This is a genomic window from Microbacterium sp. EST19A (assembly GCF_019969685.1).
Taxonomy (GTDB): Bacteria; Actinomycetota; Actinomycetes; order Actinomycetales; family Microbacteriaceae; genus Microbacterium.
The window spans coordinates 51600-65002 of record NZ_JAHXYZ010000006.1 but is presented as its reverse complement, the minus strand read 5'-3'; the positions used below and the strand labels follow the sequence as shown (position 1 = coordinate 65002).

Sequence of the window (13403 nt, the reverse complement as noted above, 5' to 3'; positions counted from 1 at the left end):
ATGCCGCGACCATCCCTCACCCCGAGGTTCGTCGTGCCAAAAAGATCAAAGAGATTGGGCCGATGCTCATGAACTTCAGCGCGTTCCAGACACACACCAATACGAGTAGATGAAGCCAACCCGGCGCGCCTTGGTCAATGAGATTCGTACAGATGCTCGCTACCAAGAGGTACGGCACCGCGAGCATCATCGCTGGCACACCCCACTTGAGTCCTCGCCTCGTGCGGATCGCGTCGAGGACGATGTTGGTGGGCATGTAACGGCGCAGGAACGCGCGGGTGTGAACGCTGGCGGTCCAGAGCTGGCGGATCATGACGACAGTCCTCTCTAAAAGGATCTGGCGACAAAGAACCCTGAAGGACTGCCCGAATCGGGCGATCATGCCGTCACGCTCGAGGTGACAGCGACACACATGTGAAAGCCGCCTTGCTTACACCGTCCACTGTAGATCGGACTCCTGACATCCGGAAGTGGCAGCCCCAACAGCATCCTGGTCACGTTCAGAGCACGTGGCCGGTGCCCGTCCGTCTCGAGGAGGGTGGCGTTTCTCCTTCGGCCTGCTGTGTGTTGATGCTCTTGAGCTTCACCAGCGCTGCATTGGCTCGTGCGGCGTCGACCCTTTGCACGTCGCTGTCCGGTGCCGCACCGAGTGGCTCGTTCCCGGTGATGTCGTAGCGGTCGCGGTACGCCGCGACGGTTCGCGCCTCCCGCCGCCAGCTCGCTGCTGCCTCCGCTACGCCAGGCTCCTCGCCGATCGCTACGACCCATTCCTCTCCCTCCCGGAGCGCTCGGTCAAGGACCGCATCAGCACGCTGTCGGATCAGTTCTCGTCGCTCGGTGAGCGCCTTGTGCATTTCGCCTTTCACAGGGCCGGCCGCTTCGGGGATCAGGCCGGCGATCAAACGGGGGGCCTTACGACTACGCCCCGACCCTGCGGGGCGGGCGGTGGCGCGCGCGAGGCGATGGTGAAGGACTGCGGCGATATCGTCCGCATCTCCGAATTCTCGTGCCATAACCAGGCGCGGGAGTAGCGCGTCTACATCGTGGTGGTTGGCTTCCGCGCGTCGAAGCTCTGCGGTAAGTGCTCCGAAGGTGTCGGAGCGGATCGCGTCTTCCGCCTCGTCCGGGTTCAGGCCGGAGCTACGGATGAGGGTTGCCCAGCGGTCGTGTTGTGCGGCTTGCGCGATCGTTTCGTACTCGGCCGAGAGTTGCGCCACCGATCCCCATGCCTCCTGTTCGGCGGTGATCGTCTCGTGCGCGGAGAGTTCGGCACCGACGTGCTGCAGCACCCCGTAGAGCACGGTCCGTGCCGTTGCCTCGGGGTTGTCTGCAGGGTGCGGCCCGTCGTGGGAGCCGTCAGGGCGGTCGGTGGCAACGTAGACGAAGTTCGCTTCGCGTCCGCGGGTCATCGCGACGTACAAGTTCTCCCTCGTGGTGGTCGCGTCAGCGAGTATATGGGCGGTGTCGGTCGTGATGCCTTGAGCTCGGTGTGCGGTCACCGCGTATCCGAGATCGACATGCTCAGCCAGATACCCTGCCGGCAGCACCACCGCCCCACCACGACGCGTGCCGGCGCGGCGAACGGTGAGGGAGCCGTCGTCGCGGACGTCGGTGACTGTCCAACGGTCGCCGTTACGCACCCACCCGCGGCCAGAGTTCAGGCGCCGATCATTGCGGCGCGTGATGATCGTGTCGCCGATGGCGGCTCGGGAGGCGTCGTGGAGTTCGACTTCGCGGAGAGCGTTCACGGTGCCGTCGAGGATCAGGTCTGCGCGGGCGCACTGGTTCAAGGCATGGACGGATTCGTTCGAATCGGCGATCAGCACCGTCGCGATTCCAGCACGTGTGTCGGCGCGCCAGGCAGTGTACGCGGCGTCGATCATCGTCTCGGTGTCGCCACCGATGATGCGGTCGTGGTCAGCGTATGCGTCAATCGCTTCGGCACGGCCGTGACGCAGGTCGAGGGATGCGGTCTTCTCCCACACATTCACGAATCGGTGCACGTCGATCAGTTCGGGGGCATCGTCGCGGTCGTGGACGAGGAGGGAGAACGCACCACCTGCGGTGACGGATTGGAGTTGCGCCCAGTCCCCCACCAGCAGCACCTTCGCCCCCACCTCTTCAGCCAACGCGGTGATGCGGTCGAGGGAGAGGGTGCCGGCAAGTGAGGCTTCGTCGATGATGATCAGTTGCCCCTTCCGGAAGGTCGTACCGGTGCGCTGATGGGTGTCCCACCATTTCGCGGTGTTCTCCGTCGTGATACCGAGGTCGTCGGCGAGGACCTGCGCCGCGACTGCCGATGGGGCAAGTCCGACGACGCTGTTTCGTCCGTGCTCGCGTTCCCACGCAGTGCCAAGTGCGCGCATGGCCGTGGTCTTCCCGGCCCCTGCTGGGCCGACCAGGACATCGACTACTCGCCCTGACACGGCCACCGCCGCAAGCGCTGCAGCCTGGTCTTCGCCGAGCATTCGCCCTTCACGGTCGGGGCGGGTGGTCACCTTTTCCACGACGTCGATGGGCACGGTCGAGGCAGTGGTGTCACGGGAGCGTTCGAGGAGCCGGTCTTCGGCGGCGAGGAGTTCTTCTGATGTGTACACCGTCGATGCCTTCGGGCGGAACGCGCTGCTCTCGTCAGGCCGGCGGAACACCGCGGGACTGGTCGCGAGTTCGGGCGGGGTCAGTCGCAGTGAGGCGGCTTCGGCGGAATCCACGACCATCCCGACGATTGCTTCGCGGTCTCTGGTGGTGGCGAAGCGGTAGGGCATGGTCTGGCGGGCGGCTTCGGCGGTGAGGTTCCACCGCCGCCAGGTCGACCGCTTCTCCCCCACCATCTCAACAACGCTGCGCCCGAGCTCCGCGATCACATCCAGCGGCACGTCGTCAGCACGCAGTATCAGCGGGGCGCCGTTCTCAATGACGGTGCGGACCCAGGTCGTGGCGTCTTTACCGAGGAGATGGGTCGCTCGTGCCCGCCACTCTGCGGTGAGGGCGGCGAGAGAACGAACTTGTTTCTCGGGCCGGGTGGCGAGCGTTGCCTGTGCGCGTAGTTTGATCACGGTGGTTGACGAAGGTTGCCGTCCGTGGCGCTCGATGTACTCGGCGATGAGCCGGTTCTTTTCTTGCTCGATCTGCCGCGAGCGCGACGAGAACTCGGCCACGAGTTTCTCTGGCACCGCTGTGATTGCCCAGGCAGGGTTGCGGTCGCGCCCCATCTCGCGAGCTTCCCACCCGACGCCAAAGGTGCGGGTGAGGTGGTCAGCGAACACGGCTTCGTGCACTTCCGACAGTGCGACCGTTGCCGCGTGCAGGGGTCGGCCGTCGAGGGATCGCCATTTCCCGTCTTGTGCGGTCTGCACCTTGTTCGAGATCACGACGTGCGTGTGGAGGTGGGGGTCGCCGGCTCTGCTGTCGTAGTGCTCGAACGCGGTTGCGATCAGCCCAGTCACATCGACCTGCGCAACCGCCCCGTTGCGTCCGACCGCGCCGACACGGGTTGCGGCTACCTCCCGTTCCATGAACGCAACCATCTCCGCAACCGCCGCGTGATGCGCATCCGCAATCAGTGATTGCGTGCCCGCATCCGACACCGCCCACAGCACCGACGCGGACTTCGGAATCGAGAACGTAAAGTCGAACCCTGCAACCGCCTTCCGCGATCCCTTCGCCACCTCTTCCGTCTCGATTGCACCGACCGCTTCGGCCCGCTCGGTCACGCCGAGATTGTCGTCGAGCTTGGCGGCACGCTGCTGGATGCGCTCAGTCGCGGTCGGATAGTTCCGATACGCGGACCCGAGCGGGTCACCGGTCACCGGGTCACGGCCCATGCCAATCAAGAGCTGGAGTTGAGTCTCGGTGACTTGATCGCCCACCGAGATCGCGCTGCTGCCGAGTGCGGTCACGGCGGAGCCGAGCCAGCGTCCGGGTGGGCTTCCTTTCTCTGCGTAGTAGCGAGTCAGGGGTGTTGAGAGGGAACGATCGCCGTCACCTGTGGCGACTGTGCGCAGCAGATACTTGTAGCCGTCACCGGCAGACATCACCCGCATCGAAACCGTCACCGCACACCGCCCTCGATGACGAGGTAGGCGTCGGGACCCTCGCGGAGCCACCTCTCCGCCGCCTGACGAGTCAGGCGGCGCGCCTCGCTTGCAAGACGCGTGGCAGCTGATCAGTGCGCCAGCTCAAGGGGCCTGAAGATGCACGCGGGCTCATCTCATATGCTCCGCGCTGAGGGGGTGATGCTAGGTAACGCGCACGCGCTGAAGGATCAAACGCCGAACTGCAGGCACGGAGATCGCTCTGCTTCAGTCAACGACCGCTGTTGATAGCCAGGCGCTGACACTCGAACGCCAACGCTCAGGGTCAGAATTCCATGCCAGCGAATGGCCCGCCTCGAACGCAACTAGTTCGACGAAGCCAGGACGGCGATCCCGGAGGGCTTGAGACACCGCAGGGGGGACCGAATCGTCCCGATCGCCGTGCAGGATCAAAGTCGGCACGGTGAGTTCTCGGGCTCGCTCGATCCAGTCCATCTCCCGAAGCGAAACGGCCCCCGGCAGCCCGGCTATACGAGCGAGCGGATCAAGCGTCAACCAGGGCAACGAGAGACGGCTCGCCACAGCAGGCAGTCCGCTTCGTACACAATTGGCCTCGATCACCTCGATCCAACTGAGCACTGGAGAGTCCAGTACCAGCGCGGTTATCACCCCCGCAGACCGCATCCGATCGGCAACGCGCAGAGCGATGGCAGCGCCCAACGACCATCCAAAGAGAACGATCCGCTCAGCGCCATGTTTGACGGCATAGTCGACAGCAGCCTCGACATCGTCGGCCTCCGAGTAGCCCAGCGTTGAGCGACCCTTCTCAACGCTCGGCCCCTCCCCGTCATTGCGGAAGCTGATGACGAGCGACGTCCAGCCAAGCTCAGCAGTCACCTGCACACCGCGCAGCGTTCCTCGTCGGCGCCCGCCCATGCCATGGACGTGAATCGCCCATGTCGCCGCGCGGTGCTCGCCGTCGGCGAGCCATGCCGGGGCCGGACCCGCGGGCGTAGTGATGAAGACCTCCCGCACGCTGAGGCCCGCTGCCGCGGGGCCATCGAAGTAGATCCCGCTCCACGAAAAGGATGCCCCCAGAGATGGGAGTCGGTCGAACGCGGCGTGCGTCACAACCCGAGCGATCTGGCCAGGCCCTCGATCGATCACTTCGTCGGAGACTCGTACCCACTCTCCCGTTTCGAACCACAGGCTGAATATGCCTGGCGCGGCCGTGGAGCGAGTGCGGTCGAGAATCAGCAAACGCCGATCCCCGTCAGTCTCGATATCTCGAAGTCTCAAGTCGAAGGTTCGAGACCCGACCGCCGACGTTAACTTCCGAGCGAGGATCCAGCCGAGGCTCATCGCACCCGCACCGAGGAACACCATGCTCGCTACAACGATGCGCCTCATGTTCGATCTCGTTCGTCGGGAGAGCGCGGCGCAACGACCGCGGGTTTTCCGTTGGCATCTGCGCCGCTGCTCCCGAGGAGGTGACGTTCCGCCTGCTCGAGTAGCGTCTCGTCCGCTTTAGTGACCTCGAACGCAGTACGCGGGTCGATCATCGCGTCTCTGATCTCGACGATCTCACGGTGGAGGCGGCTTTCTTCGTCTTCGATTTGCGATGTCGAAGACTGCGCCCTGCTGAGACCTGGCCGCACTCGCACAGCCTGATGCCACAGTGAGTCGAGTCGCTGCAATATCTCGGCCGTTCGCGCGCGACGAACCCGCTCCTGCAAGTTGCGGACCATCGGCTGCACGGCGAAGCCCGCACACAGGAAGAGAAAGGCGAGGAGAGACAGCGGCCCGTACGCGGCACTGACGGAGCGCATGAATTGAAGATTGCCGGTAACGTGCGCCAGATCCATGGTGATCACGGCGACGCTGAGCGCGATACCTGAGCTCGAGCCGATGAGAAGCAGCAAAGCGGGAATCAGCTGCGCCCCTTTGCCGATGCGGAACTGCCTCATCGCCAGTGTGAGCATCGCACCCAAGATGATCCCGCAGTAGGTGAACATAATGATCGAGTACGCCGCGACCCACGGCTGCGCACCGAGGTCGCGCATGAAGGTCACAGTCGTCGCCCCGCGATCGATGAGGAAGAACGCCATTGTTGTGCCGACGAGTGCGGTGAACAATGCGGGGCGACCGACCGCTGCGCGCACCAGCCGCGGACGGTACTCGCCAGCCTTCATCGCCGCTCGTCCGAGGAAGAAGAGCCCGATGATCAGAAGGCCATCCGAAAACAGCATTCCGTAATTCGTCGATCCCAGCAAACCATCGACGGCGACGTAGACGGCGTCGACGTTGAGTGTCATGGCGACAGCGATCGTGAGGGCAGCGTGGGTAATACTGCGGTCCGTCCGCCGGCGGCGAAAAATGAGCAGGCTCGCCACGAGCACCCACAAGAGCGTCGCGATGAGCGTCTGGATCATCCGAAGATTTCCGAATAACGAGACTCCGCGAAGACAGACCCCCGAATACCCGCCGCGAGCCGGTCTGCCAGTGACTCGGCTGCAATCTCGGTGTCGGTGTCGAAATCCTGGCGTCTGAGTAGACGCGCTCTGGTGTGCGGTGGGATGTCTGGCAGCAGAGCGTCCACGACGGAACATTCGTCGCCGTCGCAGTGTCCGAGCAGTATGTGAGCGAACTCGTGGAGCACGAACTGTTGTTGATGCAGGACCGAGTCGCTGTGCGCATGAAGGATCACGTCCTCTGCTCCGGTCGTCAGCCAAATCGCGCCGACGCCATCATGGTCGCCCAACGCACTCAGCTCGACGACACGGAGCCGCCGTCGTCTGCGCCGTCTCACAGCGCTAAGCAAGTCATCAAACGTGAAGACGCTACCCAGGGCGAGATCCGTGATGGCCGTCGTCACGGCCTCATCAATATTCACGGTGTGCTCACTCTCTTCGAGGGCATCTACCGGCGCCCACTCCGCTTCGCGGGACGTCGTCACTCGACTGCGTGCGCCATTTCCTCATCCAGGAACTTACTGATGGCTTGGAGTGCTCTCGGCGAGATATCTCCAAGGGTGCGAGCCGCGTAGGTCTTGACCTTCGCAGCGCGCATCGAGCGCACAAGGTCTAGCTGCGCGCTAACTTTTGCTGGGACCGCGGCCCCGTCCGCGCCCAACAGGAAGTCGGCGTCGACGTCAAAGAATGCCGCCAGCCCCTCAAACACCTCTGGGTCTTGCACGTACCGGTGGCCGTTCACCATGTAGGTCCAGCGCGATCTCGACAGGTTGGTGCCGCGGTCACCCAAGTAGGCGGCAATCTGCGAGTACGTCGGTTCAGCACCAGACTCCGCGATCGCGACGTCAAGCAGTAGCCGCAGGCGTTTCGCGAGATCCGCTGCCGCATCCTTGCTCTCGTCTTGGGCCATGCTCGCTGACCTCCTTTGTGCATGCTCAATCTACCCGTTGAGCATGACCAAATCAACAGTTGCGCATGCTCAACGACGATGTTAGAACTAGACCCCAGGCCGTTTGAGCATGCTCAACGCTCGTGACGTGGCGTGACCGCACTCCTGCTCAAAGGGAGGTGAACGATGCACAGAATAAGGACGATGACGATTGCGCGCTCTGCCAAGCTCGCGCGCAACGAGCGTGCACGAGCCGTGCGGCCGCATCTCTCATCGTTCTCTCGCGGGCGCCCGCGCCCACCTCTCCGGTGTGTCGCCGCGCCCCTCCCGGTTGTGGCGTCCCAGAGAGGAGGCCATCCGATGGTCGCGACCGAAGATCGTCGCGCAGCGCGCGAAGCCAAGCTTGACGAGGTCCACGAGAAGCTGGCGGATGCCGTCGATCGGCTTGTGTCTGGGGACGATTGGGCGAAAGTCCTCACCTTCGCGGCCCGATTCCGCAGCCGCTCCTTCAACAACACCTTGCTGATCTGGATACAGCACTCCATGGCGTACGAGGCAGGACTCGTATTGGAGCCGATGCCGTCATACGTCGCCGGGTACAAGCAGTGGCAGAAGCTGGGGCGCCAAGTGGAGAAGGGCCAGCCCGGCTATCAGATCCTCGCCCCCGTCACCGGTCGCTTTGCTTCATCAAGTCCATCTGATCCGGCGTCGTGGCGACGACTCAATCGATTCGAGAAGCCGCGTCCCGGCGAGATTGTGCGCTCGAAGATAATCGGTGTTCGCCCCGCGTACGTGTGGGATGCCTCCCAGACTTCCGGCGACGCGTTTCCGGCGCCGCCGACGCCGACTCTGCTGAAGGGCGAGGCTCCATCCCGACTCTGGGAAGGCCTCGCTCAGCAAATCACCTCTGCCGGGTTTGCTGTACTCGATGTGGAGCACGAGGACATGATCTTTGGCGCGAACGGCGTCACGGACTACACCGAGAAGACGGTCAAGGTCCGCAAGAACATGGATCCCGCAGCGCGTGTGAAGACGCTCGCCCACGAACTCGCTCACGTGCTCATGCACGGCCCGGATCAGGATGTGGTGAGACGGCATCGTGGTATCGGCGAGGTGGAGGCCGAGTCGGTCGCGCTCATGATCGGTGCCACCCACGGTATGGATACCAGTGGCTACACGATTCCGTACGTGTCGACCTGGGCAGCGCAGGTGGACGGGCAGGAGCCAGCCGAGATCGTCCGCGCAACGGGCGAACGGGTCCGCGCCGCTGCCATGAGAATTCTGGACCAGCTCGACACCGAGATGCTCGGCGACGGTACCCCGCCAGGACTTGAACGTGCGTCGACGCGGACCGGTGCGCCCATCTCGAACCGCGCGAGCCATGTACCGGTGACCTCGACGGACGCGCAGCGTGCGGCTCTGACCGAATCGCGGACGCTGCGATGAACGCCGCCGCGTTCGCTCAGACACTCGATGGCTCGGGCCGCGGGCTCTCGACAGCTGAGAGCGCGCTCGCTTACGCGGCTCACGGCATCCCCGTGTTCCCGTGCGCTGCGCGCGGGAAGCGCCCCGCGGTGGCTGGAGGATTTCACGCCGCCAGCACGAACTCTGTGCTGGTGCGGCGATGGTGGACGGCGGTACCCAGCGCGAACATCGGAATCCCGACCGGCGCCGCATCGGGCCTCGTCGTGGTTGACGTTGACGTGCACGGCCCCGTCGATGGCTACGAAGCGTTGGATCGCGCGCGAGCCGAAGGTCTCGTGGACGGCTGGACTGCGGCGGTGAGAACCCCGGCTGACGGTTTGCATCTGTACTTCCCCGCGGCGAGCGGGTCGGAGCAGCGGTCCTGGCAGTGCGCACGAGCGGGCATCGACTTCCGCGGCGACGGCGGTTACATCATCGTTCCGCCGTCAAGTCGAGTGATCGACGGGCGTCCGCGGTGGTATGAGGTCCTTCGGCTCGCCAGTGAAAGCGTGCATGGGTTCAACGCGGAGCGACTTCGCGGCTTCCTCGATCCTCCCCACAGGCTGGATCAGGCCCGTAGCGGCGAGTCGGCGATCCGATCGGGCGATGTGCAGCGTCTCGCCGAGTGGGTTACTCGGAGGCAGGAAGGCGAACGTAATCACGGCGTCTTCTGGGCCGCTTGCCGGATGGCGGAGCAGAGTGTTCCCCCGTTCGAAGCGCTCGATGCGCTGACGGCGGCCGGTGCGCAGGCCGGGCTCACTGAGCGCGAGGTGACGACGACCGTCCGCTCTGCCTACCGAAGTGTTCAGGGCGCACCGGCCAGGCAGCTAGCTCCTGCGTCGTCGGCGACACCACACAGGCCATCAAGTGGCACAGAGTCACGGGCACTGGCATGAGGAATATCGGGGGGCGACGGGTGGCCGTCATGACAGCCGTCGCGGGCACGGTATTCATCGCCGCCGGAGCGTTCTGGCTGTCATTCACCTCGCTTGCGGACCTTGCCGCGCGCTCAGGAATCGGCGACGGGCAGGCGTGGGCATGGCCGCTCATCGTCGACGGGGTCATCGTCGTCTCGACTGTCGCCGTCGTCGCCCTCGCCGATGCACGAGCCGCCTGGTATCCATGGACGCTCCTCGCGGGCGCTGCGGCAGTATCCGTGACCGCGAACTCGCTTCATGCCGTCGTCGCCGCCGATTCAGACGTGCCCGGCTTCCTCGCCGCGGCCGTCGCAGCCGTGCCACCGGTGGTCTTGCTTGCGATCACTCATCTGACGGTGCTCCTGATCCGCGCGCCAGAAACCGTAGGTCCGAGCGAGTCGGTGACGTCGGTCTCGCCGCAGGAGCGCGCAACGGCATTTCGGGCGGAGGGATGGTCGAACAAGCGGATCGCCCGCGAACTTGACGTTCACCCGTCGACGGTGGGCCGCTGGTTCGCCAGCGCACCTATCGAGCAGGAACGGATGGACGCCGCATCCGCCACATCCGAGGAGGGACCGCCATGAGCGAGATCGAGAACGAAACGACGCGCATCGCTGATCGAGATGGCGACAGCGTCGCGACCGTGCCCGAGACCGTCGAAGCAACAAGCGTCCGCCGTCACCATCGCGCCGCGACACTGGATCCTGCGTCATACCGCGGCCGCGGCGTCGAGTGGGTGCGCCCGACAGATCTGATCGCACACGGCGGTTCCCGCATGGCAGGAGCGGGCATCACCTTCCAAGCTGAGCTACATCGACGCACCCGTGCGGCGACGACGACCAGCATCCGCGGCATTGCGGAGCGGGCGCGACGGCTCCCGCCCGTGTCCGCGTTCGAACACGGTTCCTCGCGACGCGGAGCAGAGCGCGGCGCGGTCGGCGCAGCCTGAACAACAAAGCGTGAAACGACCTGATGGGCACTTCACCGGCATCCAAGACCCCGCAGCTGGGGAGCCCGTGCGCACCTGCGTGTCAGGAGGTGCCTTCGACATGACCCATCACAGCTCACCGGCGCGCGAGGATTACAGAACGAGCGAAGGGCTGCGCGCCCTGCTCAATCGCCTGCATCACGCGGGTGCTCGCGCCTGGGCGCACGACCGCGTTGCCGCTGATCTGGCCGTGTTCTCGGCCGAAAAGTACGGCGCCTTGGCACGTAAGCACGGCCTCGACCCCTGGGAGGCAGCGTCGGCAGCATTCGATGTCATGCGAACCCGCTCCGCACGAGAAGCAGACGATCCGTGGGCCGTCGTCACTCGCGGTGTTCAAATCACCTGCATCGCCGAGGAGCGCGGGCAAGGCTTGCTGTGCGCGACTCACCAAGCTCGCCGCCCGCACGTCTCCGCGTTTCACGACCCCGAACGGTTCGCCGATCGAGAGACTCCGCTGGCCGATTACCATCCGGCTTTCCACGTCCGAGACGACTATCCGAGCACTCAAGACGACGACGCCTCCGATGCACCCGAGGACGTGGACACTGCCCAGCGTGCGATCGAACTGTCGATCGTCCTGTTCACGACATTGGGGTGGCCGGAGAGCACTGCGCGCGCAGCGATCGAGTACGTCTGCGCCGCAGTCGCGAGGGCCGGGTCTCGACAGAGCGCCTGCGAGCTGCTGCGCCGCGACAAGCACGCCCGAGCGCTGCTCGATCTGCCTGCCGACTCATGGGCGGCACTGCTGCGTGTGCTGCTCGGGCATCCACATCCTGCATACCGGTCGACCAGCACCGGTCGCGGCATCCTGTTCCGTCTGATCGTCGGCGACTCGCTGCCCGCATTGCTCAATGACGACGACTTGGTGATGACGATCGCGATGTCCACGCCCACGCACGGGGGCAGGCGATGAGCACGGACCACGGGCATATCGAACTGGAACGGTCGGTCGACTCCATTCGCGTCGGGCGACGCCACCGGACGGAACTCGGCGACCTCGCCTCGCTTGCCGCGTCAATCGAGCGGGACGGCCTGCTGCAACCAATAACCGTCACGCCAGAAGGGATCCTCGTCTGCGGTGCACGGCGACTGGCCGCGATCAAGCAACTCGGGTGGCTGCACGTCAAAGTGTGGGTGCGTTCGGGGATCTCGGGAGACCTTGGGTACCTGCTTGCCGAGCAAAACGACAATGTGCTCCACAAGCCGCTCACTCAACTGGAGAACGCGACTCTGTACCGAGAGATCAAGACGCTGATGGCAGAAGATGCCGCTCGCCGCCAGGAAGCGTCGCGCTTCAGCAGGGAGAACCAGCCCGGAGATGACGGTGCCGCAAATTTTGCGGCACCGTCAGAGGCTGTGGGCGACGCACGCGAACAGGCCGCTGCGATGATCCCAGATGGCCCCTCCCACACCACGCTCGAGAAGATCAATTACCTCCAGCGCCTAATCGACGATGAGACCCAGCCCCAGTCCGTGCGCGAGGGCGTCGCAGCCGAGCTGGAGCTCATCGGATCCGGGTCAGCCGTGCACCCGAGCTACGAGCGGGCACGCCAACTCGTCGCTGCGGCGCAGCCCGGCGCGAGCGGGGCGAACGTGGCGAAACTCGCCGAGGAAGCCCTGGCTCGCATCAAAGGCAAGCGGATGCCCAAGCGACGCCCGTCGCCAAGCCCCGCTGCACGTACGGACGGTGATGATCCGTGGCCCGTGCGCGCGTTCGTCGTGACGTGGACGGAGCTCGACGGCTGGTGGCGGCACTTCACCGTCGACGACCTGGCTCAACAGCTCAGCGACGCCGAGGTCGACCTCTTCCTCCACGTCGTTGATGCCACGGTCGACGTCGCTGCGCAGCTCCGAGCATTTCGAAACGACGCCGGCTCAGACACCGAGACGACAGCGCGGAGCCTTCGCGCGATCTGACCGGGGGTCAGGGCTGCGCACCTACCCGGCATGAAGCACCTGAAGGCTCCCCGTTCACGCCGCACCCTGGTCGCACAGATCGCCGTCGCGGTGATGGCCGTTCTCGTCGTCGCTGTCGGCACCTACGGACTCATCACCGGATCACCCGAGCCGGAGGACTCGCCGGAGCCGACCTCGTCGAGCGCCGCGCCGACCACCGAGCAGTCTCGTCGACCTGCCACCACGGCACCGCGACTTCCGACGATCCTGCCCTCTCGAGATGCAGAGACGTTCGCAGGCAGCGTCGCGACGGCGCTGTTCACGTGGGACACCGGCATCGGTTTCGTCCCGCTCAACTACACCGACGTCATCCTCGACGTCGCCGATCCGACCGGTGCCGAGCAGCCGGGGCTCGCGGCCGACATCGCCACCTACCTGCCGACGCAGAACGCATGGGTGCAGCTGCGTCAGTACGCGACGACACAACGTCTGGAGATCACGTCGATGTACGTGGCGGATGCCTGGCCTGAGGCGCGCTCGCAGGCACGGCCCGGACAACTCCCCGAAGGCGCGACTGCGTACACGATCGAGGGCATCCGTCACCGCGCTGGCACCTGGAACGGCGATCCGATCACCGCTCAGCAAGAGGTGGCGCTCACCGTTTTCATCGCTTGCCCGACCGATGACAATTGCTACGTTCTGCGGCTGTCCGAGCTGAACAACCCGCTCCGATAGGACGGCCGA

General features: G+C 65.0%; 13 protein-coding genes. 7 read left to right on the top strand and 6 right to left on the bottom strand.

The window, feature by feature from the left end:
* Nucleotides 1-16 precede the first annotated feature (16 nt).
* From LC452_RS21505 to LC452_RS21480, 6 genes are all read right to left on the bottom strand, one after another.
* Complete coding sequence (locus LC452_RS21505) at nucleotides 17-313, bottom strand: hypothetical protein (protein ID WP_223628946.1); 297 nt, start codon at nucleotides 311-313, stop codon at nucleotides 17-19.
* A 187-nt stretch (nucleotides 314-500) separates the two neighbouring features.
* Nucleotides 501-4043 (bottom strand): MobF family relaxase, encoded by a 3543-nt coding sequence (gene mobF / locus LC452_RS21500; protein ID WP_223629010.1) that lies wholly within the window; start codon nucleotides 4041-4043, stop codon nucleotides 501-503.
* A gap of 258 nt (nucleotides 4044-4301) precedes the next feature.
* The gene (locus tag LC452_RS21495; protein WP_223628944.1) at nucleotides 4302-5444 is read right to left on the bottom strand and encodes a S9 family peptidase; all 1143 of its coding nucleotides are present in this window, start codon (nucleotides 5442-5444) and stop codon (nucleotides 4302-4304) included.
* Nucleotides 5441-6466, bottom strand: coding sequence for a DUF6545 domain-containing protein (locus LC452_RS21490; protein WP_223628943.1), 1026 nt, complete (start codon nucleotides 6464-6466; stop codon nucleotides 5441-5443). The genes LC452_RS21495 and LC452_RS21490 overlap by 4 nt, the downstream gene beginning before the upstream one ends.
* Nucleotides 6463-6990 carry a hypothetical protein gene (locus LC452_RS21485; RefSeq protein ID WP_223628941.1) on the bottom strand — a complete coding sequence of 176 codons (528 nt, stop codon included), beginning with the start codon at nucleotides 6988-6990 and terminating at the stop codon, nucleotides 6463-6465. The genes LC452_RS21490 and LC452_RS21485 overlap by 4 nt, the downstream gene beginning before the upstream one ends.
* A complete protein-coding gene (locus tag LC452_RS21480; protein ID WP_223628939.1) occupies nucleotides 6987-7415 on the bottom strand; it encodes a hypothetical protein in 429 nt (142 codons plus the stop codon). Before LC452_RS21480 ends, LC452_RS21485 begins: the two co-directional genes overlap by 4 nt.
* Nucleotides 7416-7754: 339 nt before the next feature.
* Here LC452_RS21480 and LC452_RS21475 point away from each other — a divergent pair, with 339 nt between their 5' ends.
* The 7 genes from LC452_RS21475 to LC452_RS21445 all read left to right on the top strand — a co-directional run bounded on the left by LC452_RS21475 (nucleotide 7755) and on the right by LC452_RS21445 (nucleotide 13394).
* Nucleotides 7755-8840 (top strand): ArdC-like ssDNA-binding domain-containing protein, encoded by a 1086-nt coding sequence (locus tag LC452_RS21475; protein ID WP_223628938.1) that lies wholly within the window; start codon nucleotides 7755-7757, stop codon nucleotides 8838-8840.
* Nucleotides 8837-9754, top strand: coding sequence for a bifunctional DNA primase/polymerase (locus LC452_RS21470; RefSeq protein WP_223628936.1), 918 nt, complete (start codon nucleotides 8837-8839; stop codon nucleotides 9752-9754). The genes LC452_RS21475 and LC452_RS21470 overlap by 4 nt, the downstream gene beginning before the upstream one ends.
* A gap of 29 nt (nucleotides 9755-9783) precedes the next feature.
* Nucleotides 9784-10359 (top strand): helix-turn-helix domain-containing protein, encoded by a 576-nt coding sequence (locus LC452_RS21465; RefSeq protein ID WP_223628934.1) that lies wholly within the window; start codon nucleotides 9784-9786, stop codon nucleotides 10357-10359.
* Nucleotides 10356-10724, top strand: a complete 369-nt coding sequence (locus tag LC452_RS21460; RefSeq protein WP_223628932.1) for a hypothetical protein — start codon at nucleotides 10356-10358, stop codon at nucleotides 10722-10724. Before LC452_RS21465 ends, LC452_RS21460 begins: the two co-directional genes overlap by 4 nt.
* A 100-nt stretch (nucleotides 10725-10824) precedes the next feature.
* Nucleotides 10825-11676 carry a hypothetical protein gene (locus LC452_RS21455; protein ID WP_223628931.1) on the top strand — a complete coding sequence of 284 codons (852 nt, stop codon included), beginning with the start codon at nucleotides 10825-10827 and terminating at the stop codon, nucleotides 11674-11676.
* The gene (locus LC452_RS21450; protein WP_223628929.1) at nucleotides 11673-12680 is read left to right on the top strand and encodes a ParB N-terminal domain-containing protein; all 1008 of its coding nucleotides are present in this window, start codon (nucleotides 11673-11675) and stop codon (nucleotides 12678-12680) included. Before LC452_RS21455 ends, LC452_RS21450 begins: the two co-directional genes overlap by 4 nt.
* Before the next feature lie 30 nt (nucleotides 12681-12710).
* Nucleotides 12711-13394, top strand: a complete 684-nt coding sequence (locus LC452_RS21445) for a hypothetical protein (protein WP_223628927.1) — start codon at nucleotides 12711-12713, stop codon at nucleotides 13392-13394.
* Nucleotides 13395-13403: the final 9 nt, after the last annotated feature.

Excerpts from the sequence above, each read along its gene's own strand:
- LC452_RS21475 (WP_223628938.1), top strand. The coding sequence starts at position 7,755 with ATGGTCGCGACCGAAGATCGTCGCGCAGCGCGCGAAGCCAAGCTTGAC.
- LC452_RS21460 (WP_223628932.1), top strand. The coding sequence starts at position 10,356 with ATGAGCGAGATCGAGAACGAAACGACGCGCATCGCTGATCGAGATGGC.
- LC452_RS21480 (WP_223628939.1), bottom strand. The coding sequence starts at position 7,415 with ATGGCCCAAGACGAGAGCAAGGATGCGGCAGCGGATCTCGCGAAACGC.
- LC452_RS21505 (WP_223628946.1), bottom strand. The coding sequence starts at position 313 with ATGATCCGCCAGCTCTGGACCGCCAGCGTTCACACCCGCGCGTTCCTG.
- LC452_RS21495 (WP_223628944.1), bottom strand. The coding sequence starts at position 5,444 with ATGAGGCGCATCGTTGTAGCGAGCATGGTGTTCCTCGGTGCGGGTGCG.
- LC452_RS21445 (WP_223628927.1), top strand. The coding sequence starts at position 12,711 with ATGAAGCACCTGAAGGCTCCCCGTTCACGCCGCACCCTGGTCGCACAG.
- LC452_RS21490 (WP_223628943.1), bottom strand. The coding sequence starts at position 6,466 with ATGATCCAGACGCTCATCGCGACGCTCTTGTGGGTGCTCGTGGCGAGC.
- LC452_RS21470 (WP_223628936.1), top strand. The coding sequence starts at position 8,837 with ATGAACGCCGCCGCGTTCGCTCAGACACTCGATGGCTCGGGCCGCGGG.
- LC452_RS21455 (WP_223628931.1), top strand. The coding sequence starts at position 10,825 with ATGACCCATCACAGCTCACCGGCGCGCGAGGATTACAGAACGAGCGAA.
- LC452_RS21465 (WP_223628934.1), top strand. The coding sequence starts at position 9,784 with ATGACAGCCGTCGCGGGCACGGTATTCATCGCCGCCGGAGCGTTCTGG.
- mobF (WP_223629010.1), bottom strand. The coding sequence starts at position 4,043 with ATGCGGGTGATGTCTGCCGGTGACGGCTACAAGTATCTGCTGCGCACA.
- LC452_RS21450 (WP_223628929.1), top strand. The coding sequence starts at position 11,673 with ATGAGCACGGACCACGGGCATATCGAACTGGAACGGTCGGTCGACTCC.